Below are 26,968 nucleotides of genomic sequence, written 5' to 3' on the forward strand. Positions count from 1 at the left end.
GATGTGTGCTCTTCCTATCTTCCACAGCGCAAACCCCCCCCCCCCCCCCCGCTCCACCCCCCCCCCCCCCCCCCCCCCCCCCCCCCCCCCGGGACCGGGCGCCCGCGTCCGGGCCGCCGCACCGGCCGCGTCCCGGACGCGGAATCACCCGAGGCGGCTTAGGGTGCCAACCATGGCACGGAGCGCGGCGCACCTCGGGCCGGCCGGGCGCGACGAGGCCCCCGGCGGCCCCGACCCCCGTCGCTGGCGGGCGCTCGGCGTCTGCCTGGTGGCGGGCTTCATGACCCTGTTGGACGTCTCCATCGTCAATGTGGCCCTGCCCTCCGTCCGGGACGGCCTGGACGCCTCCGAGTCCGACCTCCAGTGGGTGCTCTCCGGCTACGCCCTCGCCTTCGGCCTCTTCCTCATCCCCGCCGGACGGCTCGGCGACGCGCGCGGCCGCCGGGCGGTCTTCATGGTCGGCCTCGCCCTGTTCACCCTGGCCTCGGCCGCCTGCGGGGCCGCCCAGACCAGCCTGTGGCTGGTGGTCGCCCGACTGGCCCAGGGCGTGGCGGGCGGCCTGATCTCCCCGCAGATCTCCGCCCTGATCCAGCAGATGTTCTCCGGCCGCGAGCGCGGCCGCGCCTTCGGCATGTTCGGCACCGTCGTCGGCATCTCCACCGCGGTGGGGCCGCTGCTCGGCGGGGTCCTCATCCAGGCCGCCGGGCCGGACCACGGCTGGCGCTGGGTGTTCTACGTCAACCTCCCGCTCGGCGCGGTCTGCCTCCTGCTGGCCCGCCGGCTGCTGCCGGACACCCCCTCGGCGGGACGGGTCCGGCCGCGCGACCTCGACCCGGTCGGCGTCGTGCTCCTGGGCACGGGCGTGCTGGCCCTGCTGCTGCCCTTCGTCCAGGCGCAGCAGTGGCCCGGCAACGGCAAGTGGCTCCTGCTGCCCCTGGCCGCCGCGCTGCTCGCCGCGTTCGTCGGCTGGGAGGCGCGGTGCGCGGCCGGCGGCACCCAGCCGGTCCTGGACCTGTCGCTGTTCCGCCTGCGCTCCTACTGGCTGGGGTGCCTGCTGATCCTGCTCTACTTCGCCGGGTTCACCTCGATCTTCTTCGTGACGACCCTCTACCTCCAGTCCGGCCTGGGCTACTCCGCGCTGCAGGCCGGCCTCGCCATCACCCCCTTCGCCCTGGGGTCCGGCGTCGCCGCGGCCGTCGGCGGCCGGCTCGTCGGACGGTTCGGACGCCCGCTGGTCGCTGCGGGCCTGGCCGCGGTCGCGCTCGGACTCGCGGCCACCGCCCTCGCCGTCCACCTGGTCCCCGGCCGAGGGGCCGGCTGGGCCATGGCCATCCCGCTGCTCCTGGCCGGCCTCGGCAGCGGCCTGGTCATCGCCCCGAACCAGACCCTGACCCTGGCGGAGGTCCCGGTGGCGCGGGCCGGGAGCGCCGGGGGGACGTTGCAGACCGGGCAGCGGGTCGGTTCCGCGATCGGGATCGCCGCCGTCGGCGCGGTGTTCTTCGCCCAGGTCGGCCCGGACGGCTGGGCCGACGCGTACGACCACGGGCTCATCGTCTCGGTCGCCTTCGTGCTGGCCGGGCTGATCGCGGCACTGGCCGACGTCGGAGCCGACCGGCGCGGCAGGCGGCGTGCAGAGCGCGGACCCACCGACCCGACGAGGAGCGCGGCATGAACGAGACGGCGGCGGACAGCGCCGGGACCGACGGCAACGCCTCCTACGGCCGCAAGCCGTTCAAGCGGTCCGGCGGCCACTTCACCGACCGCGTCACCGCGGACGGCCGCGACGGATGGCCCGTCGAGGCGGGCCGCTACCGGCTGGTGGTGAGCCGGGCGTGCCCGTGGGCGAGCCGGGCCCTGGTCTCCCGGCGCCTCCTCGGCCTGGAGGACGCCCTCCCGCTCGCCGTCGCCGACCCGATCCAGGACGACCGGAGCTGGCGCTTCACCCTGGACCCGGACGGCAGGGACCCCGTCCTCGGCATCCGCTACCTCCACGAGGCCTACGACGCCCGCGAGAGCCACTACCCCGGCGGCGTCAGCGTCCCCGCCGTCGTGGACGTACCGAGCGGCCGGCTGGTCACCAACGACTACCAGCGGATCACCCTCGACCTGGCCACCGAGTGGACCGCCCTGCACCGGCCCGGCGCCCCCGACCTCTACCCCGAGCCGCTCCGCGAGGAGATCGACGAGGTCATGGACGGCGTCTTCCGGGACGTCAACAACGGCGTCTACCGGGCCGGGTTCGCCGCCTCCCAGGAGGAGTACGACGCGGCGTACGCGGCCCTGTTCCGCCGGCTCGACCTGCTCTCCGCCCGCCTGGCGGACCGCCGCTACCTGGTCGGGGAGACCATCACCGAGGCCGACATCCGGCTGTTCACCACCCTGGTGCGCTTCGACGCCGTCTACCACGGCCACTTCAAGTGCAACCGCTCCAAGCTGACCGAGGACCCCGTCCTGTGGGCGTACGCCCGCGACCTCTACCAGACGCCCGGCTTCGGCGACACGGTCGACTTCGACCACATCAAGCGGCACTACTACCAGGTGCACACCGGCATCAACCCGACCGGCATCGTCCCCGCCGGCCCCGACCTCTCCGGCTGGACCACCGCCCACCACCGCGAACGGCTCGGCGGCCGCCCGTTCGGCGACGGCACGCCTCCGGGCCCCGTGCCACCGGACGAGCGGGTCGCCTCCTGACCCGGCTCCCCGTCGTCGCACGCGAACGGGCCACCTGATCAACGGGAAACGTGCACTGTTCACGTGCACGTCAGCGTCGGACGTCTATGGCGTACGCGTTCCCGCGCTTAGATTTTCGGGTGGAAGTACGGAACGACTGAAGAGAGACTTCTGATGTCCCTGCGTCGTGTTCTGCTGAGCCTGGCGCTGGTGCCGCTGCTCGCCGCTCCGGTCACCGCCCACGCGGCGGCGTCCGGCGGTTCCGAGAAGCCGTCGCACCAGAGGAAGCGCTTCGACCTCCAGGCGCACCGGGGTGGCCTCGGCCTGACGACGGAGGGTTCCCTGGAGGGCTTCGGCAAGGCGCTGCGCCTCGGTGTCAGCACCCTGGAACTGGATACCCAGATCACCAGGGACTCCAAGGTCGTCGTCACCCACGACCGCAAGGTGAGCGCCCAGAAGTGCCGAGACACCGCCCCGATCACGCCGGGCGACCCCCTGTACCCCTATGCCGGCAAGCTCGTCAAGGACCTCACGCTGCGGCAGGTCAAGACCTTGGACTGCGGATTCCAGCGACTTCCCGGACACCCGGAGCAGGAGGTCGTCAAGGGGTTCCGGATGGTCGAACTCCAGGACGTCCTGCACCTCGTCAAGCGCTACAGGGCTCACCGGGTCACCCTCAACGTGGAGACCAAGGTAGAGGCCGGTGCGCCGGAGGAGACCGCACCGCGCGAACTGTTCGTCCGGCGGGTGTTCGAGGAGATCAAGCGCTCCGGGCTCGCGGAGCAGGTGACGATCCAGTCCTTCGACTGGGGCTCACTGCGGGCGATGCACCGGCTCGCTCCCCGCTGGCCGCTGGTGGCCCTGACCAACTATGACTTCCTCCAGGTGGGCCGGCCCGGCGCCTCCCCGTGGCTCGGCGGCCTCGACGTCGACGACTTCGGCGGCGACTTCGTGGAGGCGGCTGCTTCCATCGAGGGCGTCAAGGCGCTGTCGCCCAACTACGGCTTCCCGCAGAACGGGAAGATCGGCGACCCCGGTTTCCGCTTCCACCCCGACAAGGCCATGATCGCCAAGGCTCACGCGCGGGGCTTGAGGGTCATCCCGTGGACCTGCAACGACCCGGCCACCATCGCAGCGCTCATGGACATGGGCGTCGACGGCATCATCTCCGACTACCCGAACCGTGTCCGCCAGATCATGACCGACCGCGGTATGCGTCTGCCGAAGGCGTACGACCCCCGCTGAGGACGAGGTCCGGAGGTCTCGGCGCGCGGTGACGGCGGACGGGAAGGCGGGCCTGAGGCGCGAATACCGGCGCTTCGAGAAGTCGTTCCGGGACGAGGGGGTGACGAGGGGGCAAGGCCCGGGAAGGCCGCGGTCGCGCGGGGACGGCGTCGGATCAGGCGAGGACGCTGCCGCCGCCGGCCGGGGCGGCCACGCCGCGCTCGGTCAGCGTCGGCCCGATCGCCGTGCCGAGCCGAAACGGCTCGTGACGGGCGACTGGTGGGGGCCTTCGGGCGAGTGGCTGAAGCGCCACTGTCTGGAGACGACTACCCGAAGGCCCCGCACGTCAGCCGCCGGCAGGCGCAACCGGCCAGTGAGGGTCAGAAGGTGCTAGGCGATGCTGATTCCGTCGATGCGCACCCCGCCCGGGTGGTTCGGGAAGCTGTAGGTGGTCCACTTCCCGACCGCGGTGTTGGGCTGCCACCTCCCGTCACCGTGCCACTGCACGACGTTGTTGCCGGTCTTCAGCCACTTCATCCAGTCGACCGGGCTGTTCAGCCACGACCACTGGTCCGTGCCGGCACCGGCCCAGCAGTAGTCGTAGTCGGCACTGTTCCCGGCGTGCCCGTAGACCTTCGCGAAGTCCTCCCTCGTACCGCAGTCGACGCGGCTGATCGCGGACGCCTGCGGTATGGAGACGGCGGAGAGTGAGACCGCCGCCACGGTGGCGGTCAGGGCGGACAGTGCCACCCGCTTGATGGATCGGTTCATGGAGTCTTCTCCTCATGATGGTGGGTGTGTCGGTGCGCCGGGTGCTGGTGCGGTCAGGCCGCACCAGCACCCGGAGTCGAGGGGTGCGTGGCCGCGGGAGGTGCGGACAGGAGGGCTTCGGCTCGGTCGACCCGCTCCCGGACCTGCCGCTGGTAGCGGGTCAGGACGTCGGTGTGGGCGGATACGAGTCGCCGCTGGTAGCCGGTCAGGACGGCGAAGTAGATGCCGGCCAGACGCGACGACCGCGTGCAGGACTCGGCGGCCGTGGCCACGGCGATCTCCCTGGGCGTCGCCTTCTCGGCGTTCAGGAAGCCGTCGGCCAGCTTCTCGGGATCGTCGGCCGGGTGTCCGGCCTCGCCCATGCAGGCGGCCCAGCGTTCACGCGCCGCCTCGACCCGGCTGTCCGCGGCCGTCTGCCGGAAGGACTGGCCGAACAGGTCCTGGGCGAGCTTCCAGCCGCGGGTGCCGGCAAGGGACGGGATCTCCTTGTCCGCCTTCTTCCAGCAGGCGTTGTAGTCCTTGAGCTCCCGGCCGGTCGGGCCCTTGGCCGCCGGAACGGGCACCGCGACATGGAACCCCAGGCGCTCGGCGGTCGCGCTGCCGATGTAGCCCCAGGCGCCGGCCGGCCGGACGGCCTCTCTGTCCGCCTTCGTCCTCGTGGTGCTCCGGGGCGTCCGCGCGTTCGGGTAGCCCCCGTACCCCAGGCCCGTCATGCAGCGGGCGATCAGTGCCTCGTTCGTCCGGTACAGCAGGTGGTCCTCCTGCTCGGAGGTGCCGTAGGCGGACAGCGGAAGGCCCATGAGTCCGTCGTACCCGGTGGCGGGCGGCGAGGGCGCGGAGGCGATGGCAGGCGGGGTCGTCGCCGTGTCCGGCGCACGGCCGGAGCCGCCCGCGGAGCAGCCGGTGGCGACCAGGACGACGCCCGTCACGATGGCACATGCCGTGGTCACGGCAGACGGCACGGAGGTGCGTCGGTGCGAGTCCTGGCCACTCCCACCGGCCGCGCCGCCCTTCCGGTGCGCGTCGGAACGTGATGGTGGTGTGTGCTCGGCGGACATGTCCCTCCCAGCTCGCGGTGTGTCGGTGTGTCGGTGCCAAGCCTCACGCGCCCGTACTGCTCACCACCAGATCAGGACCTGCTCACGAACTGCTCACCCGCTCGCGCTCCGGGGCGAGTTGCCGCGTGGGTACTCTGTGGAAGCGAAGGACTACCGAGGCCGGAGAGGCTCCTGGTGAGTGCCACCGGGGCCGTGAAAGGGCGGACAGGCCCCATGCTGGTTGATGCTTCCGTTTCCCCCGTACGCCTGGCCGACCGCCTGCGTGCCGCCCGCTCGCACAGCTTCGTCGGGCGGGAGGAGGAGGTGGCGTTGTTCAGCAACGCACTGAACGCGGCCGTGGACGACCCCGACTTCGTGCCGGTGCTCTTCCTGCACGGCCAGGGCGGCATCGGCAAGTCGACCCTGCTGGGGCGTTTCAGGGACGAGGCGACCGAGGCCGGACGACCTGTGGTGCACGTCAAAGGGCGCACCATGACCCCGTCACCCAGAGCTCTGGAGGACGCGGCCATGGAGGCGTTGACGCTGCGGCACGCGGTCCTCCTCGTGGACGACTTCGAGCGCTGCCAGGGGCTGGAGGAGTGGTTCCACCAGAAGTTCCTGCCGCAGCTTCCGCTGGGTGTTCTGGTCGTGGTCGCCGGCCGCCGGCCTCCCGGAGTGCGCTGGCGTACCGACCCGGGGTGGCGGGACTCCCTGCGGGTCGTCCGGCTCGACGAGCTGCCTGCGAGCGACGCGGTCGAACTCTTGCGTTCGGAGGGCGTGCCGGTGGAACTGCACGCTCCGGTCCTCTCGTTCGCCGGAGGCAACCCGGTGGCCCTGAGACTCTCCGCGGAAGTCGCCAAGCGGGACACGGGCCACCGCACCATGACGTGGCAGCCGGACCGGGATGTGATCGCCGCGCTGATTCGGCACCTCGTCGACGAGGTGCCCTCGCCGGAGCACCGCCAGGCGCTGGAGGTGTGCGCCCACGCCCTCACCACCACCGAGGAGCTGCTTGCCCACGCGTTACCCGACGCGGACGCCGGACAGTTGTTCGACTGGCTCCGTCACCTGCCATACATCGAGTTCTGTTCGGCCGGTGTCTTCCCGCACGACGTGGTGCGGGAGATCCTCGACACCGATCTGCGGTGGAGGGACCCCGGCGGCTACGCCGAACTGCACAGCAGGGTGCGTACTCATGTGATCGCCCGGGCTCGCACCGCGGGGGGCGACGACCTCGTGCCGGCCGTGTCCGCCTTCACCCATCTGCACCGGTCCAACGGCTTCGTCTCCCGTTTCCTGACCTGGCGGGCCACCGGCGACGTGTACGAGGACTCCCTGCGCGCGGAGGACCACGCGCTGCTCGTGGAGCTGACCCGTGGCGCGGAGGGCGAGGGGTCGGCGGCGATCGTGGGGTTCTGGCTGGCCGAGCGACCCGAGGCCTTTCGCGTGCTGCGGAGTTCCAGCACGGATCGCCCGGCCGCGTTCAGCGTCTGGCTCGAACTCGACGAACCGGACCCACGGGAGCTGAGCGCCGACCCGGTCGTGGCCGCGTGCTGGGAGCACTGCCGTACCACTCTGCCGCTGCGGGAGGGCGAGCACCTGGCGGTGGTCCGCTTCCTCGTCCGCCAGGGCGGCGACCGCGGCCCGTCCCCGGCCATGGACATCATGCTGCACCGGGTGTTCGGGGAGTTCCTCCATGCCAGGCGCCTGGGCTGGTCGTACATCGCCCTCCCCGACGGCGAGGAGTGGCGGCCGTTCTTCTCCTACGTCGACCAACCGGCCATCGACCCGGCGCCCTCCGTCGACGGCCGGCCCCACACCCTGTTCGCGCACGACTGGCGGGCCGTCTCCCCCGAACAGTGGCTCCGCCCCAGCGGGCGGCGGCTCGAACCGGGCGGCTTCGATCCGCGTCCCGGCCAGCACTCCGCCCCGTCCGCCGAGGAACTGGTGGTGCTTCCCCGGGAGGAGTTCGACACGGCGGTACGCGACGCGTTCAGGAACCTGCACCAGGCCGACGTGCTGTCCGCGAACGCCCTGGCCCGTACCCGGATCATGGCGCACGCCCCCGGCGCGGACGCCGCCGCACGCATCCGGGGAGTGCTCGTGTCCGCCGCGGAATCCCTGGACGCCGGATCGGACGCGCAACGGTCCCATCGGATCCTGCGGGTGACCTATCTCGACGCCCGGCGCAGCCAGGAGGCGGCGGCAGCCCGATTGGGAATGCCCTACGGAACCTACCGCCGGCGGCTCCAGAAGGCGCTCGCCGAGGTGAGCGAGCGCCTCTGGACGCGTGAACTGAACGATCCCGCCCACGCCTGACCGGTGCGGCGGGTCGGATCCGCCGCCCGAGCGCGCGCGGGACCCCCGTCCCGGCCAGGGGTTCGTGCCGCGGGTACGGCACGTAATGTAGCCCCATGACGTCCGACGCCCTCGTGGATGCCCTCGTCCGCAGCACCTTTCAGGTGGTGGGCGTGCTCACCCGCATCGGAGCCGAGCACGACCTCTCGCTCACCCAGCTCCGGGTTCTGGGCATTCTCCGCGACCGCCGCCCGCGCATGACCGAGCTGGCGGGGTTCCTGGGCCTCGACAAGTCGACGCTGTCCGGCCTCGTCGACCGTGCCGAACGCCGTGGACTGGTGGCCAGGGACAAGAACCCGCAGGACCGCCGGGTCGTCGATGTGTTCCTCACGCCCGCCGGCCTGGAGCTGGCGGAGCAGGTGTACGGCGAGGTCCACCACGCACTGGCTCCCGCGGTGGAACGGCTCGCCCCCCGGGACCGCGATCAACTGGTCCGAATGCTGCACACCGCGCTGCACTCCGAGGACTGGGGCCGTCGTGGACGGCGGACTCACCCCGGCACCGGTGTCCTCCCGGAGTGAGTCCGCACCGACGGGTGCGGGCGTGGCGCAGGCGGCGTCAGGCCGGAGCGGTCCGCCCGGTGTTCAGGAGTTCCACTCGCCGGTCATCTCGATGTAGTTCTCACCGCGGACCTTCTTGCCCTCGTAGGTACCGGCGAACGTCGCCGCGGCCTCGAGGTAGCCGCTCCCGTCGGGGGTCTCGATCTCTTGGTCCGGGTCGCCGGTGACCCGCACGTCGAGTTCGGAGCTCAGCGAGGGAATGCTGACGCGCCAACGGGTGGGGTACCTCTGGCCCGTGGCCGGACTGTTCCACTGCCGGGAAGCGCCCTGCGCGAGCGGTTCGACATCGACCACCTCGTAGGAGCCGTCCGGGTGGAGGACCGTCGCCCAACTGGCCCTGGTCTCGCTGCCGACGGTGTCCCAGATGGCGACCTTGTCGCCGTTGGGCATGTTGAGGTTCATCCACGTCCATCGGGCCAGGGACACCGGCATCTCGCCCCACTGCCTGTCCAGCCAGGACGTGCCCTCGACCCGGTGCTCCCTCCCGTCGACCGTGAGCGTCCCGGACGTGCGCATCTCCGGAAGCGCGAACTGGTGGTTCGGCACGCCGTCGGCCAGGTTGAAGACACCCGTCGACGCGTAGTTCATGGCCGGGCCGGTGGACGTCAACCGGACGTCGAGAGCCCCCCACGGCGTTTCGACCTGCACCGACTGACGGGCGGAGTCACCTGTCCAGCTCAGCCCCGGCGCCTTGACGTCGAGCTCGCCCTCACTCCACCGGTAGTCCCCGGGTTCGACCATCGCGGCGTAGTCCTTGTACCACCCCGTGGTCTTGTTGATCACCGAGAACGTCCAGCGGTACGCGGCCTCCGCCCTGTTCGGGATGGCGCGCGTGTGGACCTGGAGGCCGAACTCCTGACCGTTCGCCTTCACCGAGCCGGTGATGTAGACGGAGTCGAACCAGGTCGGCTCCGGCCCCGCGGCGTGCCGGCCCAGGTCGGCCGCGGGATCGACCACCGCGGGTATCCCCGACGTGGCGGTGGGGGCGGTGCGGGCGGAAGGCGGGGCGGTGGCTTGGGCGGAAGGGTCGCCGAGCGTGCCCAGCGCCAGAGCCGCACCCGCGGTGATCACGGCCGCGGCTCGGTGCTTGTTCCGTACGGAGAGCATGGGACTCCTCCTTGGGTGGGGCCGGGCGGGGCCGTCGCTCGCCGACGGGGACCGACCGGCAGGAACATTGGTTGGTCTTGCGAACAAGATTGGTTGGGAATACAAACAATGTCAAGCGGTCGGGCGTTCCTGTGCGTGCGCGGGTTCGCTCCTCGGCTGCGGGCGGGCCCTCACCCGCGCGATGTCGGCCGGTCGCGGGCCCTCGCTGTCGGCAGCGCACCCGGCCGGTGCGCCTCCTGCCGGCGTGGAAACCAGCAGAGCCGCGGCGATGCGGCGGCTCTCGAATGCGCGGGAGGGACGGTGGGGCGCCCCGCGCGTTCGCGCGCATCCCCCGTGAGAGCTGCGTGAGCTGTCCATGCGCGGGTGATGCGCGAGCGTCCGCGCCGACACACCATGACCGGCAGGTACGTGTGCCCGGTGCAGCGCCGTCCGCAGTCGGCCTCACGCAGCCGTACGCTCCGGGGAGCCGCGGTGCGGCCTGTCGCCGGCGGCGGAGGACGAGGCCCGCGTCCGGGCGAGGTCGTGCGCCCCGCCGAGGGGGACGGCCCATCCGGGGCGGCGGGCTCGTCCGCAGCGGGTCGGTCACCGCGGGCCGGCCGGGCGCTTCGGTCCGGAGAGGCGGCGGGGCCTCCTCTCCGTCCGGCCGGGACCACGCCCGTCCGGGGGTGGCGAGACCTGGGTCAGTGTCTCCATGATGGCAACCGACCGCTCCGGTCCGCAACGAGGAGGGCACATGCCGTCAACGAGCCCGACGGAGACGTTCCGGGCCGCCCGGGACTTCCTGCTGGAGCACCGCGAGGACTACGAGAAGGCGTACGCCGGCTTCCGCTGGCCCCGGCCCGACCGCTTCAACTGGGCGCTGGACTGGTTCGACGTCATCGCCGAGGACAACGACCGCACCGCCCTGCACATCGTGGGGGAGGACGGCCGGAGCACGAAGGTGTCCTTCGCGGCGATGTCCGAACGCTCCGACCGCGTCGCCAACTGGCTGACGGCGCAGGGGGTGCGGGCGGGCGACCGCGTCCTGGTCATGCTCGGCAACCAGGTCGAGCTGTGGGAGACCGCGCTCGCCGCCATGAAGCTGCGGGCCGTCGTCATCCCCGCCACCCCGCTGCTCGGCCCCGCCGACCTGCGCGACCGGGTGGAGCGCGGCCGGGTGCGCCATGTGCTCGTGCGGGACGCCGACGCCCCCAAGTTCGCCGGGGTCCCCGGCTCGTACACCCGGATCGCGGTGGGCGGGGCGGTCGCGGGCTGGCTCCCGTACGCCGACGCGGCCCTGGCCCCCGCCGGCTTCACGCCCGACCGGGAGACGGACGCCGACGAGCCGCTGATGCTCTACTTCACCTCCGGCACCACCGCCCGCCCCAAGCTGGTCGAGCACACCCATGTCTCCTACCCCGTGGGCCACTTGGCGACGATGTACTGGATCGGGCTCCGACCGGGCGACGTCCACCTGAACATCTCCTCGCCCGGCTGGGCCAAGCACGCCTGGTCGAACCTCTTCGCCCCGTGGACCGCCGAGGCCACGGTCTTCATCCTCGACTACACCCGGTTCGACGCCGCCCGGCTGATGGCGGAGATGGACCGCTGCGGCGTCACCAGCTTCTGCGCGCCGCCCACCGTCTGGCGGATGCTCATCCAGGCCGACCTCACCCGGCTGGCCACGCCGCCGCGCGAGGCCGTCGCGGCCGGGGAGCCGCTGAACCCCGAGGTCATCGAGGCGGTGCGGCGCGCGTGGGGCGTCACCGTACGGGACGGGTTCGGCCAGACGGAGACCGCCGTCCAGGTCGCCAACACCCCCGGACAGCCCCTCAAGGCGGGCTCGATGGGCCGCCCGAGCCCCGGTTTCACCGTCGAACTGCTCGACCCCGTCACCGGGCGGCCCGGCGCGGTCGAGGGCGAGATCTCCCTCGACCTGGCCGACCGCCCCGTCGGCCTGATGACCGGCTACCACGGCGACCCCGACCGCACCGCCGAGGCGATGGCGGGCGGCTACTACCGCACCGGGGACATCGGGGTGCGCGACGAGGACGGCCGCATCACCTACGTGGGCCGCGCCGACGACGTGTTCAAGGCCTCCGACTACAAGATCTCGCCGTTCGAGCTGGAGAGCGCCCTGCTGGAGCACGAGGCGGTCGCCGAGGCCGCCGTCGTGCCCGCCCCCGACCCGCTCCGCCTCGCCGTGCCGAAGGCGTACGTGGTGCTGGCCGAGGGCTGGGAGCCGGGACCCGAGACCGCGCGGGCGATCTTCGCGCACTCCCGCGCGGTCCTCGCGCCGTACAAGCGCGTCCGCAGACTGGAGTTCGCCGAACTGCCCAAGACCGTCTCGGGGAAGATCCGCCGCATCGAACTGCGGGAGCGCACCGCCCTGGGCTCCGACGCCGAGTACGACGAGGGGGACCTGGCGTGAGCGCCCCGACCGCCGCGCCCCGCGACTCCTACGCGCACGGCACCGGCGACACCCCGCTGCTCGGCGAGACCATCGGCCGCAACCTGGACCGGACGGTCGCCGCCCACGGCGACCGCGAGGCGCTCGTCGACGTGGCCTCCGGCCGCCGCTGGACGTACCGGGAACTCGGCGCCGACGTGGACGAGCTGGCGCGCGCCCTGATGGCGTCGGGGGTGGGCCGGGGCGACCGCGTCGGCATCTGGGCGGTCAACTGCCCCGAGTGGGTGCTCCTGCAGTACGCCACGGCCCGCGTCGGCGCGATCATGGTCACCATCAACCCGGCCTACCGCGCACATGAGGTGGCGTTCGTCCTCAACCAGGCCGGCATCGGCCTGCTGGTCGCCTCCCTCGCCCACCGCACCAGCGACTACCGCGCCCTGGTCGACGAGGTCCGCGCCGACTGCCCGGCCCTGCGCGCCGTCCACTACATCGGCGACCCGTCCTGGCGGGAGCTGACGGCCGCCGCCGACGCCGTCGCCCCGGAGCGGCTGGCCGCCCGCGAGGCCGAGCTGTCCTGCGACGACCCGATCAACATCCAGTACACCTCGGGCACCACCGGCTTCCCCAAGGGGGCCACCCTCTCCCACCACAACATCCTCAACAACGGTTACTTCGTTGGTGAGTTGGTCGCCTACACCGAGGCCGACCGGATCTGCCTGCCGGTCCCCTTCTACCACTGCTTCGGCATGGTCATGGGCAATCTGGCCGCCACCTCGCACGGCGCGTGCGTCGTGATTCCGGGGCCGTCCTTCGAACCCGCGGCCGTGCTCGCCGCCGTGGAGCGGGAGCGGTGCACCTCGTTGTACGGCGTGCCCACCATGTTCATCGCCGAGCTGGACCTGCCCGACTTCGCCTCGTACGACCTCTCCTCGCTGCGCACCGGGATCATGGCGGGCTCCCCCTGCCCGGTCGAGGTGATGAAGCGGGTCGTCGGGCGGATGCACATGCGGGAGGTGGCCATCTGCTACGGGATGACCGAGACGTCCCCCGTCTCCACCCAGACCCGCCGCGACGACGACCTGGAGCGCCGCACCGGCACGGTCGGCCGGGTGCTGCCGCACATCGAGGTCAAGATCGTCGACCCGGCCACCGGCGTCACGCTGCCGCGCGGCAGCGCCGGCGAGCTGCGCACCCGCGGCTACAGCGTGATGCTCGGCTACTGGGACGAGCCCGAGCGCACCGCCGAGGTGATCGACGCGGGCCGCTGGATGCGCACGGGGGACCTCGCGGTGATGCGGGAGGACGGCTACGTCCAGGTCGTCGGCCGGATCAAGGACATGATCATCCGCGGCGGCGAGAACGTGTATCCGCGGGAGATCGAGGAGTTCCTGTACGGCCATCCCAAGATCGCGGACGTCCAGGTGGTCGGCGTCCCCGACGAGCGCTACGGCGAGGAGATCCTGGCCTGCGTCATCCCCCGCGACCCCGCCGACCCGCCGACCCTGGAGGAGATCGACGCGTACTGCCGGGGACGGCTCGCGCACTACAAGATCCCGCGGAGGCTGCGCGTCCTCGCGTCCTTCCCGATGACGGTGAGCGGCAAGGTCCGCAAGATCGAGCTGCGCGAGGCGTACGCGGACTGAGCCCGGCCGCCGGTCGGGCGGCCGGGCCGGGGCGCGGTCAGGCGGCTTCGATCACGTCGGGGCCGCCGCCCCGCGTCGCGGCCGCCCACTCGATGAGCAGCACCTCGTAGGTCGCCGCCTCCGCCTCCGACCAGTCCTGCCCGGAGGCGTCGACGAGCGCGCGGATGGCCTCGTTGGCCTGTTCGGCGGCGGGTGCGGGGCGGTCGGGGAGTAAAGCCATGCCCACAGCCTACGCGCCGCCACCGACAGCCACGGCCGGTGAGGCGTCGGCGGCGGTCGGCGGCGGAACGGCCACCAGGTCGCGCCGCATACAGACGCGGGGCCAGCGGTCCAGGCCGTGTTGGGCCTCCTCGGTGCGGATCGCCCGCAGCCCGTCGCCGAGTTCGTCCTCGCGCAGGACCCGGAAGCCGATGCGGGCGTAGTAAGGGGCGTTCCACGGGACGTCGTTGAAGGTGGTCAGGGTGAGCGCCGCCAACCCCCGCGCGGCCGCCGGGACGGCCAGGTGGTCGATCAGCGCGCGGCCGATGCCCCGGCGGGCGGCCGCCGGGTCGACCGAGACCTGCTCGATGTGCAGCGCCCCGTCGACGGGGTCGGCGATCACATAGCCGAGCGGCCGGTCGCCGGTGGCGGAGAGGGGGTCGGTGGCCACCCAGCAGCGGCCTGCCTGCCGATAGCCCTCCAGCAGGTCGAGCGGGGGCGGATCGTCGTCGGCCACGAAGGCCATGCCCAGGGTGCGGAACGGTTCCCCTGCGGCGCGCTCGATGTCCTGGAGGAGGGGGAGATCGCAGCGTCTGGCGGAGCGGATGCGCATGGACTCAGTGTGCCGCGCCGGACGCCGGACCGGAACGCGGTGGCCCCGATCGTCCCTCCCTCGTCCGAGAGCGACCGGTCGGGCTCCGGGGTCGACCGGCTCGACCGGCTCGACCGGCTCTCGCCCGGCGGAGCGTGCGCCGGCCGCGGGGCGCCGTGCGGTCCAGGCCCACGCGGGCGTACCCGGCCGGGGAGGGCCCCGGCCGGGTATGCGTCCGGCGCACTGAGCCGCAGGCCCCCGCCGCGGCCGCCGACGGCCTTGACGGCGGTCCTCCCCCGTCCTACCTTTGCTTCCGTATAGCAGAAAGCAGTTTCCGTAGTGTGGAAGTAATGCTCTCAGGTGGCGCGACAGAGCCCGACTCCACCCCTTCCGAGCAGGAGCGCTCCATGCCCCGTATGACCGCTGCCCGAGCGGCAGTCGAGATCCTCAAGCGCGAAGGCGTCACCAACGCGTTCGGTGTGCCGGGTGCGGCGATCAACCCCTTCTACGCGGCCCTCGAGGCCGCGGGCGGGGTGCACCACACACTGGCCCGCCACGTCGAGGGCGCCTCCCACATGGCGGAGGGCTACACGCGGGCCGAGGCGGGCAACATCGGCGTCTGCGTCGGCACGTCGGGCCCCGCCGGCACCGACATGATCACCGGCCTCTACTCCGCCATCGCCGACTCGATCCCGATCCTGTGCGTCACCGGCCAGGCCCCGACCGCCGTCCTGCACAAGGAGGACTTCCAGGCCGTCGACATCGCGTCGATCGCCAGGCCGGTCACCAAGGCGGCGACCACCGTCCTGGAGGCGGCGCAGGTCCCCGGCGTCTTCCAGCAGGCCTTCCACCTGATGCGCACCGGCCGCCCCGGCCCGGTCCTGATCGACCTGCCGATCGACGTCCAGCTCACCGAGATCGAGTTCGACCCCGAGCTGTACGAGCCCCTCCCGGTGCACAGGCCCGCGGCCTCCCGCAGGCAGATCGAGCGGGCGCTCGCGATGCTGAACGCCTCGGAGCGCCCGGTGCTCGTCGCGGGCGGCGGCGTCATCAACGCCGACGCGTGCGAACTCCTCGTGGAGTTCGCCGAGTTGACCGGCGTCCCGGTCGTCCCGACCCTGATGGGCTGGGGCGCCCTCCCCGACGACCACGAGCTGAACGCCGGCATGGTGGGCCTGCAGACCTCGCACCGCTACGGCAACGCCACCTTCCTGGAATCCGACTTCGTCCTCGGCATCGGCAACCGCTGGGCCAACCGCCACACCGGCAGGCTGGACGTCTACACCCGCGGCCGCACCTTCGTCCACGTCGACGTCGAGCCCACCCAGCTCGGCCGGATCTTCGCCCCCGACCTCGGCATCGCGTCCGACGCCAAGGCGGCGCTGGAGCTGTTCGTCGAGGTGGCGCGCGAGGTGAAGGCGGCGGGCGGGCTGAAGGACCGCTCGGCCTGGGCCGCGTCGACCCAGGAACGCCGGGCGACCCTCCAGCGCCGGACCCACTTCGACGACGTGCCGCTCAAGCCGCAGCGCGTGTACGAGGAGATGAACCGGGCGTTCGGCCCCGAGACCCGCTACGTCACCACGATCGGGCTCTCCCAGATCGCCGGCGCGCAGATGCTGCACGTCTACCGGCCCCGCCACTGGATCAACTGCGGTCAGGCGGGCCCGCTGGGCTGGACCATCCCGGCCGCGCTGGGCGTGGCCACCGCGGACCCGGAGGGCACGGTCGTCGCCCTGTCCGGCGACTACGACTTCCAGTTCATGCTGGAGGAGCTGGCCGTCGGCGCGCAGCACCGCATCCCCTACGTCCACGTCCTGGTGAACAACTCCTACCTGGGCCTCATCCGCCAGGCGCAGCGCGCCTTCGACATCGACTTCCAGGTCAACCTGGAGTTCGAGAACCTCAACTCCCCGGAGGTGGGCGGCTACGGCGTCGACCACGTCAAGGTCGTGGAGGGCCTGGGCTGCAAGGCGATCCGGGTGACCGAGCCGGACGGGCTGCTGCCGGCCTTCGAGGAGGCGAAGAGGCTGGCCGCCGAGTTCCGGGTGCCGGTGGTCGTCGAGGCCATCCTGGAGCGGGTCACGAACATCGCGATGAGCGGCACGGACATCGCGTCGGTCACCGAGTTCGAGGACATCGCCACCGACCCCTCCCACGCCCCCACGGCGATCCGCCCGCTGACGGCCTCCTGACGCCGCCGAGGCCCACGAAGGCCCCCGCCCCGGAGAGCTTCCTCCCTCTCCGGGGCGGGGGCCTTGCGCCGTACGCGGCGGGCGGGCGCTGCGGCACCCGCCGGTCGGGCCCCTCCGGCACGCGGAAGGGCGCGGAGCCACGGGACCGTGTCCGTGACTCCGCGCCCTGTCCGTGACGGGGACCGCGGCGGCGGCGATCGGCCTCGGGGCGGACGCCTCCCTCGGGTCGGGGGGCGTTCCCCGGCGCCTTCACCACCGCACTGGCATCGCCCGGCCGCCGCGGCCCCGCCGTCCCGCCCGCACCGCGCCCCTCATCCGGGTGCGCGGTACGGGCAGGGCTCGCGGGGCGGTCGGTGTCAGTCCTCGCGCAGGGCGTGGACCGCCTCCTCGACGCGCCTGCCGTAGTCGGGGTCGGCGGCGCGGAAGTGGGCGATGTTCTTCTCGACCACGTCGTCCCGGCCGACCCGCGCGAGGCCGCCCGCGATGTTCGCGACCAGGCGCTCCTTCTCGTCCTCCGACATGAGGCGGAAGAGTTCACCCGCCTGGAAGAAGTCGTCGTCCTTGGCGTGCGCGGGCGCCTCGTGGGTCCCCGTCCAGCCGTGGACCGCGAGCGGGGCGCCGAGCGCCGCGCCGCTCTGCGCGGGACCCGCGTACGAGTTGGGCTCGTAGTTCTTGTCGTGGCGCGCGCCGTAGCGGGTGGCGTGCAGCCCGTCGCGGCCGTAGTTGTCCGCCTTCGCCGCCCTGGGGGCGTTGACCGGGAGCTGGGTGTGGTTGACGCCCAGGCGGTAGCGGTGCGCGTCCGCGTAGGCGAACAGGCGGCCCTGGAGCATCTTGTCCGGGGACGGGCCGATGCCGGGGACGAAGTTGTTCGGGGAGAACGCGGCCTGCTCGACCTCCGCGAACACGTTGTCCGGGTTGCGGTCCAGCACCAGCCGGCCGACCCGCTGGAGGGGGTGGTCGGCGTGCGGCCACACCTTGGTGACATCGAACGGGTTGAAGCGGTAGCCGGCGGCCTCGGCGGCCGGCATGACCTGGACGTACAGCGTCCAGGAGGGGTTGACGCCCCGCTCGATGGCCTGGAGCAGGTCCGTCTGGTGCGAGGCGGCGTCCCGGCCGACGAGTTCGGCGGCCTGCTCGCTGGAGAGCGACCGCACGCCCTGGTCCGTCTTGAAGTGGTACTTGACGAAGAACGCCTCGCCCTCGGCGTTCGTCCACTGGTAGGTGTGCGAGCCGTAGCCGTTCATGTGGCGGTACGAGGCCGGGATGCCCCGGTCGCCCATCAACCACGTGACCTGGTGCGTCGCCTCGGGGGAGTGCGCCCAGAAGTCCCAGACGTTGTCCGGCTCCTGCCGGCCCGTGAACGGGTCGCGCTTCTGCGAGTGGATGAAGTCGGGGAACTTGACCGGGTCCTTGACGAAGAACACCGGGGTGTTGTTCCCCACCAGGTCGTAATTGCCCTCGGCCGTGTAGAACTTGACGGCGAAGCCGCGCGGGTCGCGGACCGCGTCCGCGCCGCCGAGCGAGTCGGCGACGGTCGAGAAGCGGACGAACGTCTCGGTGCGGCGGCCTACCTCGGCGAGGAAGTCGGCGCGGGTGAAGCGGGTGACGTCGTCGGTGACCTCGAAGTGCCCGTACGCGCCCGAGCCTCGGGCGTGGACCACGCGCTCCGGGATGCGCTCACGGTTGAAGCGCGCGAGCTTCTCCAGGAGGTGCTGGTCCTGGAGGAGGATCGGTCCGCCGGCGCCGGCGGTGGCGGAGTTCTGGTTGTCGGCGACCGGGGCGCCTGACTCGGTCGTGAGCACACGCTTAGCCATGGGGCGGGGTGACCTTTCGTACGGGCTGCTGACGGCTTGTGGAGCGTAGGTTCGCCGTGAAGCGGCGTCAACAGTTTGTTGAAATCGAAGAGGTGGGTCCGGGCCGCGGCGGCGCCTGGGCGCGACAGGACAGGTGTCGGCGCCACCGCGACCCGGAGTTCGAGGGCCCCCGCACGGGGCCGGGGGAGGGGTCAGACCTGCGAGCCGGACAGCCGCTCGACCGAGCGCAGCAGCGCCGAGTGGTCCAACCCGCCGTCGCCCTGGGCGCGCAGCGAGGCGACCAGTTGGGCGACCACGCCGCCGACCGGCAGGGCCGCGCCGACGTCGCGGGCGGCGTCGGTGACGATGCCCATGTCCTTGTGGTGCAGGTCGATCCGGAAGCCGGGGGTGAAGTCCCGCTTGAGGAAGTTGTCCCTCTTGCGGGCCAGCACGGTCGAGCCGGCCAGGCCGCCGCTCAGCACGTCCAGCGCGGCGGCGAGGTCGACCCCGGACTTCTCCAGGAAGACCACGGCCTCGGCGCAGGCCTGGATGTTGACCGCGACGATCAACTGGTTGGCCGCCTTCACCGTCTGGCCGGAGCCGTGCGGGCCGCATCGGACGATCGTCCGGCCGAGCGCTTCCAGCAGCGGCTTCGCGGCGTCGAAGTCCGCCTGTTCGCCGCCGACCATGATGGACAGGACCGCCTCGACGGCCCCGGCCTCCCCGCCGGAGACCGGCGCGTCCAGGACCCGGACGCCCTTCCCGGCCGCGTTCCGGGCGAGGTCGACGGAGGTCTGCGGGGTGATGGAGGACATGTCCACCAGCAGCGCGCCGCGCCGGGCGTTCTCCAGGATGCCGTCGGGGCCGTAGGCGACGGCCTCGACCTGCGGGGAGGCGGGCACCATCGTGATCACGACGTCCGCGTCCCGGACCGCCTCCGCGATCGAGGAGGCGCCGGCGCCGCCGGCCGCCTCCAGCCGCTCGATCTTGGCCCGCTCCAGGGTGTACCCGGTGACGTCGTAACCGGCCTTGATCAGGTTCTCGGACATGGGGGAGCCCATGATGCCGAGGCCGATCCACGCCACCTTGGGGAGGTTGTCGCTCATGAGGGTGCCTTCCTGGGAAACGTGCGTACGTGAGGGAGCCGGGCTTCCCCGGCCGTCCGCCCCGGTCGCGGCGGCTGGTGGCGTGCCGTCAGCGCGCGGCTCGGGCCGCCGCCGGGAGCCAGTCGAAGCTGTCCGCGCTCGGCCGGTCGCCCGGCTTGTACTCCAGGCCGACCCAGCCCGCGTACCCCGCGTCCCTCAACTCGTCGAGGAGCCGCTCCAGGGGGAGCGTTCCGGTGCCCGGCGCGCCGCGCCCCGGACTGTCGGCGATCTGGACGTGGCCGGTCTTCGGCGCGTGGGCCGCGATGACCTGGCTCAGGTCCTCGCCGTTCATCGCGAGGTGGTAGAGGTCCAGCAGGAACTCGGCGTTCCCCAGCCCCGTCGCCGCGTTGACCCGGTCGACGACCTCGATCGCGGCCGACGCGCCGACCAGCGGGTAGTGCGGCGACTCCGGCGCGTTGAGGGCCTCGACGAGGAGGACGGCCCCGATCCGGTCGGCCGCGCGGGCGGCCAGGACCAGGTTCTCCAGGGCGAGCGCGTCCTGCGCCGCCGGGTCCACGCCCGGAACGCGGTTGCCGTACAGCGCGTTGAGCGCCGTGCAGCCCACCGAGGCGGCGAAGCCGGCCGCCACGTCGATGTTGGCCCGGAAGCGGTCCGACTCCGCGCCGGGCACCGAGAGCGCGCCGCGGTCGGGGCCGGGCAGTCGTCCGGCGTAGAAGTTCAGCCCGGCCAACCGGGTCCCCGCCTCGTCGAGCGCCCTCTTGAGGGCGTCGAGTTCGGCCTGCGGCGGGGTGGGGGTCTCGATCCAGGGCCACCACAGCTCGACCGCGGTGAAGCCCGCCGCGGCGGCTGCCGCGGGGCGCTCCAGGAGCGGGAGTTCCGTGAAGAGGATCGAGAGGTTCACATCGAAGCGCTGGTCCGGGTATCCCATGAGGGGTTCGGCACTCCTTCCGTATTGCGGAAGTTAGTTTCTGCTTACCGGAAGGTTGCCGGTGAGGTGGGGAGGCTGTCAAGGGGGTGCGGGGGAAATCCCTCCGCCGCGGCCCGCGCGGGCGGGCCGCGCTCGGGCCCGGACGGGCGCGGCCCAGCGGTTACAGTCGGGGCCGAGCGGGCGGGGGCACCCGTCCGCGGCGAGGACATCAGGGAGGCACAGTGCGCTTGAGGGTCGAATGCACCACCGAGCCCTTCGATCTCGACGAGGCGCCCGCACACGCGGTGGCGGCCCGCGAGGTGATCCAGAGCGCGGAGTTGGACGCCGTCGACGTCGGCCCGTTCGGCAACACCGCCGAAGGGCGCGCGGACGACGTGCTCGCCGCCGTGGACGCCCTGCTGCGCCGGGCCCTGGCCTCGGGCGCCACGCGGGTCTCCCTCCAGGTCAACGTGGTCGAGGGGGGCGCGCCGTGACCGAGTCCGCCGATCGCCCCCCGGTCGCGCCCGACCATCCTCCCGCGCCCCTGGACCACCCGCTCGTCCGCGCGCTCAAGCCGCTCGTGGACGCGATGGGGGCGGAGCTGCTGGGGCCGGGCCGCGCCGGGCCGGACGACGTGGTGCTCGCGTGGGAGGGCCGGGACGTCGTCGCCGTACGCCTGCCCCAGCTCTCCGACTCGCTCGACCGCATCCTGGCCGCGTTGGAGCGGCGGCACGGGATGCCGCTCGCGGAGCTGGACCGCAGGGCCAAGCAGTCCGTCGTGCGGACGCTGGAGGCGCGCGGCGCCTTCTCCGTGCGGCACGGAGTGGAGACCGTGGCGAGCGCCCTGGGCGTCAGCCGCTTCACCGTGTACAACTACCTGAACAGGGAACACGCGGCCAACGGCGAGTAGTTGACCGGTGCCCGAAGAAAGCCGCCGTCCGGAAGCGTGGACGGCGGCTTTCTTCGTTCGCGAGATTTCAACAAACTGTTGACGTCGTGTTGCGGAGGGCGTTAGCTGTCCGCAGCCCGAACAACGCACAGCGAAGAACGAGCCACGGAGGCTCCCGTGACGTCGAGTTCCCCACCGGGCCTCGCCCGGTTCAACACCCTGGCGGACGACGAGGCCGCTTCCGTACTCCGCGAGGTCTGCGCCAGCGCGGCATGGACTGGCGGCGTCCTCGCCGGGCGGCCGTACGCCACCGAGGAGGCCCTGTTCTCCGCGAGTGACACAGCCCTGGCCGGCCTTGCCGCCGAGGACCTGGCCGAGGCGATGGCGGGCCACCCGCCGATCGGCCGGCCGACCCCCGGCGACCCGGTCTCCTCCCGCGAACAGCGGGGGATGGCCGGCGCCTCCGACGAGCTGAGGACCGAGATGCTCGAACTGAACCTGGCCTACCAGGAGCGGTTCGGACACGTCTTCCTCTTCTGCGCCACCGGCGCCACCGGTGAGCAGATGCGCGACGCGGTGAGATCCCGGATCGGCAACTCCCCCGAGCGGGAACGGGAGATCGTGCGCACCGAGCTGGGCAGGATCAACCGCGTCCGGCTGGACCGCCTGGTGCGGGAGACCCTCGCACCGGAGACCGCCGCACGGACCCCTGCCGCACCGGACGTCCCAGAACGAGGAGAGTGACGGCCTTGAGCACCGACACGACCGCATCGGTGTCCACCCACATCCTGGACACCAGCATCGGCCGCCCCGCCGCGGAGGTCTCCGTGTCGCTCGCCGCCCGCGGCGGCGGCGACGCGCCGTACGTGCGGCTCGGCGCGTCGGCGACCGACGCGGACGGGCGCTGCACGGACCTGCCGGCGCTGCCGGAGGGCACCACCCACGTACGCCTGGCCTTCGACACCGAGGCGTACTTTTCCCAGAAGCAAGCCGAGGCGCGGCAGGACGCCCCCCGCGTAAGGGACAGCGGCGCGTTCTTCCCCGAGGTGGCGGTCGCGTTCGCGGTCCGTCCGGGGGAGCACTACCACGTACCGCTGCTGCTCAACCCGTTCGGCTACTCCGTTTACCGAGGGAGCTAGCACCGACATGCCCACGATGCTCGGCCAGAACCAGTACGGCAAGGCAGAGAACCGCGTCGTCAAGATCGTGCGGGACGGCGACACCCACCACATCAAGGACCTCAACGTCTCGGTGGCGCTCTCCGGCGACATGGACGACGTGCACTACTCCGGCTCCAACGCCAACGTCCTGCCGACCGACACCACCAAGAACACGGTGTTCGCGTTCGCCAAGGAGTACGGCATCGAGTCCGCCGAGCAGTTCGGCATCCACCTCGCCCGCCACTTCGTCTCCTCGCAGGAACCGATCCACCGGGCCCGCATCCGGATCGAGGAGTACGCCTGGGAGCGCATCGAGACCTCCGAGGCCAACTCCCGGTTCATCGGCGCCGACGACGTCAAGCACTCCTTCGTCCGCAAGGGCCAGGAGATACGCACCACGCAGGTCACCTACGACGGCCGGGCGTGGGAGGTCGTCTCCGGGCTCAAGGACCTGACCGTGCTGAACTCGACCAACTCCGAGTTCTGGGGCTACGTCAAGGACAGGTACACCACGCTCAAGGAGGCGTACGACCGCATCCTGGCCACGGACGTCTCCGCCAAGTGGCGCTACAACTGGACCAGCGACGAACAGCGCGCGCCCAACTGGGAGAGGTCCTACGCGCAGGCGCGCAAGCACATGCTCCACGCCTTCGCCGAGACCTACTCCCTCTCGCTCCAGCAGACCCTGTACCAGATGGGCTCGCGCATCATCGAGAGCCGCGGCGAGATCGACGAGATCCGCTTCTCGCTGCCGAACAACCACCACTTCCTGGTGGACCTCGAACCGTTCGGCCTCAAGAACGACACCGCGGACGGGGCCGTCTACTTCGCCGCCGACCGCCCCTACGGCCTGATCGAGGCCACCGTCCTCCGGGACGGCGTCGAGCCGAGGATCCCGGTCGACATGACCAACCTCTGACGCGGCCCCGAACCGGCCTCCGTCCGCCCGCCGCCGGGCGGGGGCCGGCCGCCCCGGAGCGAGCGCCGTGCGACCCGCGCCGGGGCCGGCCCGAGGCCCGAGCGCGACCCCGCCGCCCGTGATCCGTACGGCGGTCCGCCCGGCCCCTTCGTCCGACGCGGCGTCCACCTCCGGGCGGCCCGGCCTCCGCCCGCGGCCACGCCCCACCGTCTCCTCCACCGCCCAGGCGCCCGCATCCTCCCGGGGTCCTGCCGTGCCCGCATCGCCGCAGAGAGAGAAGGAACCCCCATGGCAACGTCGGCAGACCCTCAGCGCCTCGTCATCGAGAACTGCGCGATCGCCACCGTGGACGCCCGCGACACGGAGTACGCGTCCGGGCACATCGTCGTGGCGGGCAACCGCATCGAGTCCGTGGGGGCCGGCCCGGCGCCCGAGGGCCTGGCCGGGGTCGTCCGGCGCGTCGACGCCACCGGACACCTCGCGACGCCCGGCCTGGTCAACACCCACCACCACTTCTACCAGTGGATCACCCGCGGCCTGGCCACCGACCACAACCTCTTCGACTGGCTGGTGGCCCTCTACCCGACCTGGGCGCGCATCGACGAGCCGATGGTCCGCGCCGCCGCCCGGGGTTCGCTCGCCATGATGGCCCGCGGCGGCGTCACCACCGCCATGGACCACCACTACATCCACCCCCGTGGCTCCGGCGACCTGTCCGGCGCGATCATCGGGGCCGCCCGCGAGACGGGCGTGCGGTTCACCCTCGCCCGCGGTTCCATGGACCGCGGCGAGAAGGACGGCGGCCTGCCCCCGGACTTCGCCGTCGAGACCCTCGCCGACGCGCTCGCCGCCACCGAGGCCACCGTCGACGCCCATCACGACGCCTCCTTCGACGCCATGACGCAGGTCGCCGTCGCACCCTGCTCCCCGTTCTCCGTCTCCACCGAACTGATGCGACAGGGGGCCGAGTTGGCCCGCCGCAAAGGCGTGCGCCTGCACACCCACGGCTCGGAGACCGTCGAGGAGGAGCAGTTCTGCAAGGAGCTGTTCGCGATGGGCCCGACCGAGTACTTCGCGTCCACCGGCTGGCTCGGCGAGGACGTGTGGATGGCCCACTGCGTCCACATGAACGACTCCGACATAGCCGCCTTCGCCCGCACGGGTACGGGCGTCGCCCACTGCCCGTCCTCCAACGCCCGCCTCGCCGCGGGCATCGCACGGGTCCCCGACCTGCTCGCGGCGGGCGTCCCGGTCGGCCTCGGCGTGGACGGCACCGCCTCGAACGAGTCCGGCGAACTCCACACCGAACTGCGCAACGCCCTGCTCGTCAACCGCCTGGGCGCCCACCGCGAGGCCGCCCTGACCACCCGTCAGGCGCTGCGCATGGGCACCTTCGGCGGGGCGCGGGTGCTGGGCCGCGCCGACCAGATCGGCTCCCTGGAGCCCGGCAAGCTCGCCGACCTCGTCCTGTGGAAGCTGGACACCCTGGCCCACTCCTCGATCGCCGACCCGGTGGCCGCCCTGGTCCTCGGTGCGGCCGCCCCGGTGACCCTCTCCCTCGTGGACGGCGTACCGGTCGTCGAGGACGGCCACCTGGTCACGGTGGACGAGGACGCCGTCGCCCGCGCCACCCGCGACGAGGCCCGCCGCCTCGCGCGCATCGCCGCCGGGGCCTGACCCCGGCGCCCCGACCGGCCGGCCGAGGGGGACGGCCCTCGCCCGGCCGCCGCGGACCCGAGCGGGGTCCGCGGCAACCGGTCCGGCGGACGCGCCGAGCGCGCCCGCCGGACCGGCGACCCGCCCTGCCCGCACGCGCCCCCACCGTGCCGGCCGCACGACCCGAACCGCCGGAGAGAGCCGCACCGCCGCACTCCTACGCACCACCTCCCTGACACCCGCGTCGCCGACGACGCGTAACCGACCGGAGGAACCGCCGTGGCCGCCAAGCCCAGGTTTCACAAGGACGCAGAGGCAACCGCCGATGCCGTCACCGACGCCGGAACCGACCGGAAGCACCCGGTCGACGAGATGCTCCCGCCGCTGAGGATGTTCACCAGCGGCCTCCAGCACGTCGCCGCCATGTACGCGGGCGTGGTGGCCCCGCCGCTCATCGTGGGACCGGCCGTCGGCCTCACCGCCGCGGAGACCGCCTTCCTGATGGGGGCGAGCCTGTTCACCGCCGGCATAGCCACCCTCCTCCAGACCATCGGCTTCTGGCGCGTCGGCGCCCGGCTGCCGTTCGTCAACGGCGTCTCGTTCGCCGGCGTCGCCCCGATGATCGCGATCGGCAAGGACCGGGGGCACGACGGCATCGCGGTCATCTTCGGCGCGATCATCGTGGCGAGCGTGTTCGGCTTCGTCCTCGCCCCCTACTTCTGCAAACTGGTCCGCTTCTTCCCGCCCGTCGTCACCGGCACCGTCATCACCCTGATCGGCGTCTCGCTGCTGCCGGTGGCCTTCAACTGGTCCCAGGGCGGCAACGCGGCGGCCGACGACTACGGTTCGATGACCAACATCACCATGGCCGCCGTGACCCTGGTGATCGTGCTGGCCCTGCGCAGGCTGCTGCGCGGCTTCCTCCAGCAGATCGCCATCCTGCTCGGCCTGGTCGTCGGCACGCTCATCGCGGTCCCGGCCGGCATCACGGACTTCTCCGCCATCCGCGACGCCGACGTCGTCGGGTTCCCCACGCCGTTCGCCTTCGGCGGCCCGCAGTTCGAGATCGCCGCCATCGTCTCCATGTGCATCGTGATGCTGGTCTGCATGACCGAGTCCACCGCGGACATGCTGGCGCTCGGCAAGATCGTCGGCCGCCCGGCGGACGAGAAGGCCATCGAGGGAGGACTGCGCGCCGACACCCTGGGCAGCGCCCTCAGCCCGCTGTTCAACGGCTTCATGTGCAGTGCCTTCGCGCAGAACGTCGGCCTCGTCGCCATGACCAGGATCCGCAGCCGCTTCGTCGTCGCGGCGGGCGGCGTGATCCTGATCGTCCTCGGCCTGGTCCCGGTCGCCGCCTCGGTCATCGCCCTCGTCCCGCTGCCGGTCCTCGGCGGCGCGGGCATCGTCCTGTTCGGGACGGTCGCGGCCAGCGGCATCCAGACCCTGGCCACCGCCGCCCTGGAGAAGGGCGAGAACGCCCTGATCGTCGCCGCCGCCGTCGGCATCGGCCTGATACCGATCGCCGCGCCGGAGTTCTACCACGCCTTCCCGAAGGATCTGCTGGTCGTCCTCGACTCGGGCATCTCCACCGGCTGCGTGGTGGCGATCGTGCTGAACCTCGCCTTCAACCACCTGGGCCGCGGACAGGAGGCCGAGGACGCCGACCCGTCGAACGGCGAGCACGTGGTGCCGGCCGCCGCGGGGGTGGGGGTCCACTGACCACGCGACCGGCGGCCCCGGCAGCGCTGCCGCCGTGCCGCCGTATCGCCGTGCCGCCGTATCGCCGTATCG

General features: G+C 72.4%; 23 protein-coding genes. 15 read left to right on the forward strand and 8 right to left on the reverse strand.

Going from position 1 to position 26,968, the window contains the following annotated elements:
• Nucleotides 1-172 precede the first annotated feature (172 nt).
• The 3 genes from ACZ6EJ_RS14600 (at nucleotide 173) to ACZ6EJ_RS14610 (ending at nucleotide 3,918) form a co-directional block, all read left to right on the forward strand.
• Nucleotides 173-1,672 (forward strand): MFS transporter, encoded by a 1,500-nt coding sequence (locus ACZ6EJ_RS14600; protein WP_469267291.1) that lies wholly within the window; start codon nucleotides 173-175, stop codon nucleotides 1,670-1,672.
• The gene (locus ACZ6EJ_RS14605; RefSeq protein WP_469267293.1) at nucleotides 1,669-2,694 is read left to right on the forward strand and encodes a glutathione S-transferase family protein; all 1,026 of its coding nucleotides are present in this window, start codon (nucleotides 1,669-1,671) and stop codon (nucleotides 2,692-2,694) included. The genes ACZ6EJ_RS14600 and ACZ6EJ_RS14605 overlap by 4 nt, the downstream gene beginning before the upstream one ends.
• Before the next feature lie 153 nt (nucleotides 2,695-2,847).
• On the forward strand, nucleotides 2,848-3,918 hold the full coding sequence (locus tag ACZ6EJ_RS14610) for a glycerophosphodiester phosphodiesterase family protein (RefSeq protein WP_469267294.1): 1,071 nt from the start codon (nucleotides 2,848-2,850) through the stop codon (nucleotides 3,916-3,918).
• Between the two features lie 369 nt (nucleotides 3,919-4,287).
• Here the strand turns inward: ACZ6EJ_RS14610 and ACZ6EJ_RS14615 are convergent, their stop codons facing one another.
• Together ACZ6EJ_RS14615 and ACZ6EJ_RS14620 are read right to left on the reverse strand one after the other, a co-directional pair.
• Nucleotides 4,288-4,668 carry a beta/gamma crystallin domain-containing protein gene (locus ACZ6EJ_RS14615; protein ID WP_469267295.1) on the reverse strand — a complete coding sequence of 127 codons (381 nt, stop codon included), beginning with the start codon at nucleotides 4,666-4,668 and terminating at the stop codon, nucleotides 4,288-4,290.
• Between the two features lie 53 nt (nucleotides 4,669-4,721).
• The gene (locus ACZ6EJ_RS14620) at nucleotides 4,722-5,618 is read right to left on the reverse strand and encodes a hypothetical protein (protein WP_469267296.1); all 897 of its coding nucleotides are present in this window, start codon (nucleotides 5,616-5,618) and stop codon (nucleotides 4,722-4,724) included.
• Nucleotides 5,619-5,939: 321 nt separating this feature from the next.
• Here ACZ6EJ_RS14620 and ACZ6EJ_RS14625 point away from each other — a divergent pair, with 321 nt between their 5' ends.
• Nucleotides 5,940-8,024, forward strand: a complete 2,085-nt coding sequence (locus ACZ6EJ_RS14625; protein WP_469267297.1) for an AAA family ATPase — start codon at nucleotides 5,940-5,942, stop codon at nucleotides 8,022-8,024.
• Between the two features lie 95 nt (nucleotides 8,025-8,119).
• Nucleotides 8,120-8,584 carry a MarR family winged helix-turn-helix transcriptional regulator gene (locus ACZ6EJ_RS14630; RefSeq protein WP_469267299.1) on the forward strand — a complete coding sequence of 155 codons (465 nt, stop codon included), beginning with the start codon at nucleotides 8,120-8,122 and terminating at the stop codon, nucleotides 8,582-8,584.
• Between the two features lie 63 nt (nucleotides 8,585-8,647).
• Here ACZ6EJ_RS14630 and ACZ6EJ_RS14635 read toward each other — a convergent pair whose 3' ends face one another.
• Nucleotides 8,648-9,730: a lipocalin family protein gene (locus ACZ6EJ_RS14635; protein ID WP_469267300.1), complete on the reverse strand. Its 1,083-nt coding sequence runs from the start codon at nucleotides 9,728-9,730 to the stop codon at nucleotides 8,648-8,650.
• A gap of 733 nt (nucleotides 9,731-10,463) precedes the next feature.
• Here ACZ6EJ_RS14635 and ACZ6EJ_RS14640 point away from each other — a divergent pair.
• The gene (locus ACZ6EJ_RS14640; RefSeq protein WP_469267302.1) at nucleotides 10,464-12,140 is read left to right on the forward strand and encodes an AMP-binding protein; all 1,677 of its coding nucleotides are present in this window, start codon (nucleotides 10,464-10,466) and stop codon (nucleotides 12,138-12,140) included.
• Nucleotides 12,137-13,762 carry an AMP-binding protein gene (locus ACZ6EJ_RS14645; protein ID WP_469267303.1) on the forward strand — a complete coding sequence of 542 codons (1,626 nt, stop codon included), beginning with the start codon at nucleotides 12,137-12,139 and terminating at the stop codon, nucleotides 13,760-13,762. Before ACZ6EJ_RS14640 ends, ACZ6EJ_RS14645 begins: the two co-directional genes overlap by 4 nt.
• Before the next feature lie 37 nt (nucleotides 13,763-13,799).
• Here ACZ6EJ_RS14645 and ACZ6EJ_RS14650 read toward each other — a convergent pair whose 3' ends face one another.
• Complete coding sequence (locus tag ACZ6EJ_RS14650) at nucleotides 13,800-13,982, reverse strand: hypothetical protein (protein WP_469267305.1); 183 nt, start codon at nucleotides 13,980-13,982, stop codon at nucleotides 13,800-13,802.
• Nucleotides 13,983-13,991: 9 nt separating this feature from the next.
• The gene (locus tag ACZ6EJ_RS14655) at nucleotides 13,992-14,573 is read right to left on the reverse strand and encodes a GNAT family N-acetyltransferase (protein WP_469267306.1); all 582 of its coding nucleotides are present in this window, start codon (nucleotides 14,571-14,573) and stop codon (nucleotides 13,992-13,994) included.
• 386 nt (nucleotides 14,574-14,959) lie between these two features.
• Between ACZ6EJ_RS14655 and gcl the strand changes: the two genes are divergently transcribed.
• Nucleotides 14,960-16,744, forward strand: a complete 1,785-nt coding sequence (gene gcl / locus ACZ6EJ_RS14660) for a glyoxylate carboligase (RefSeq protein ID WP_469267307.1) — start codon at nucleotides 14,960-14,962, stop codon at nucleotides 16,742-16,744.
• 356 nt (nucleotides 16,745-17,100) lie between these two features.
• Here gcl and ACZ6EJ_RS14665 read toward each other — a convergent pair whose 3' ends face one another.
• The 3 genes from ACZ6EJ_RS14665 to ACZ6EJ_RS14675 all read right to left on the reverse strand — a co-directional run bounded on the left by ACZ6EJ_RS14665 (nucleotide 17,101) and on the right by ACZ6EJ_RS14675 (nucleotide 20,571).
• A complete protein-coding gene (locus ACZ6EJ_RS14665; RefSeq protein WP_469267308.1) occupies nucleotides 17,101-18,558 on the reverse strand; it encodes a catalase in 1,458 nt (485 codons plus the stop codon).
• A 191-nt stretch (nucleotides 18,559-18,749) separates the two neighbouring features.
• On the reverse strand, nucleotides 18,750-19,643 hold the full coding sequence (locus tag ACZ6EJ_RS14670) for a 2-hydroxy-3-oxopropionate reductase (protein WP_469267310.1): 894 nt from the start codon (nucleotides 19,641-19,643) through the stop codon (nucleotides 18,750-18,752).
• 88 nt (nucleotides 19,644-19,731) lie between these two features.
• Entirely contained in the window at nucleotides 19,732-20,571 is an 840-nt protein-coding gene (locus tag ACZ6EJ_RS14675) for a TIM barrel protein (protein WP_469267311.1), read from the reverse strand.
• 221 nt (nucleotides 20,572-20,792) lie between these two features.
• Between ACZ6EJ_RS14675 and ACZ6EJ_RS14680 the strand changes: the two genes are divergently transcribed.
• The 7 genes from ACZ6EJ_RS14680 (at nucleotide 20,793) to ACZ6EJ_RS14710 (ending at nucleotide 26,896) form a co-directional block, all read left to right on the forward strand.
• Entirely contained in the window at nucleotides 20,793-21,044 is a 252-nt protein-coding gene (locus ACZ6EJ_RS14680) for a hypothetical protein (protein ID WP_469267313.1), read from the forward strand.
• Entirely contained in the window at nucleotides 21,041-21,460 is a 420-nt protein-coding gene (locus tag ACZ6EJ_RS14685; protein ID WP_469267314.1) for a helix-turn-helix domain-containing protein, read from the forward strand. The genes ACZ6EJ_RS14680 and ACZ6EJ_RS14685 overlap by 4 nt, the downstream gene beginning before the upstream one ends.
• A gap of 156 nt (nucleotides 21,461-21,616) precedes the next feature.
• Nucleotides 21,617-22,183 (forward strand): 2-oxo-4-hydroxy-4-carboxy-5-ureidoimidazoline decarboxylase, encoded by a 567-nt coding sequence (gene uraD / locus ACZ6EJ_RS14690; protein ID WP_469267316.1) that lies wholly within the window; start codon nucleotides 21,617-21,619, stop codon nucleotides 22,181-22,183.
• Between the two features lie 5 nt (nucleotides 22,184-22,188).
• Entirely contained in the window at nucleotides 22,189-22,578 is a 390-nt protein-coding gene (uraH, locus tag ACZ6EJ_RS14695) for a hydroxyisourate hydrolase (protein ID WP_469267317.1), read from the forward strand.
• Between the two features lie 7 nt (nucleotides 22,579-22,585).
• The gene (gene pucL / locus ACZ6EJ_RS14700) at nucleotides 22,586-23,518 is read left to right on the forward strand and encodes a factor-independent urate hydroxylase (protein WP_469267319.1); all 933 of its coding nucleotides are present in this window, start codon (nucleotides 22,586-22,588) and stop codon (nucleotides 23,516-23,518) included.
• Between the two features lie 288 nt (nucleotides 23,519-23,806).
• Nucleotides 23,807-25,195, forward strand: coding sequence for an 8-oxoguanine deaminase (locus tag ACZ6EJ_RS14705; RefSeq protein ID WP_469267321.1), 1,389 nt, complete (start codon nucleotides 23,807-23,809; stop codon nucleotides 25,193-25,195).
• A gap of 258 nt (nucleotides 25,196-25,453) precedes the next feature.
• On the forward strand, nucleotides 25,454-26,896 hold the full coding sequence (locus tag ACZ6EJ_RS14710; protein ID WP_469267322.1) for a nucleobase:cation symporter-2 family protein: 1,443 nt from the start codon (nucleotides 25,454-25,456) through the stop codon (nucleotides 26,894-26,896).
• Nucleotides 26,897-26,968: the final 72 nt, after the last annotated feature.

The sequence above is a fragment of the Streptomyces sp. NPDC041970 genome, from assembly GCF_055588985.1.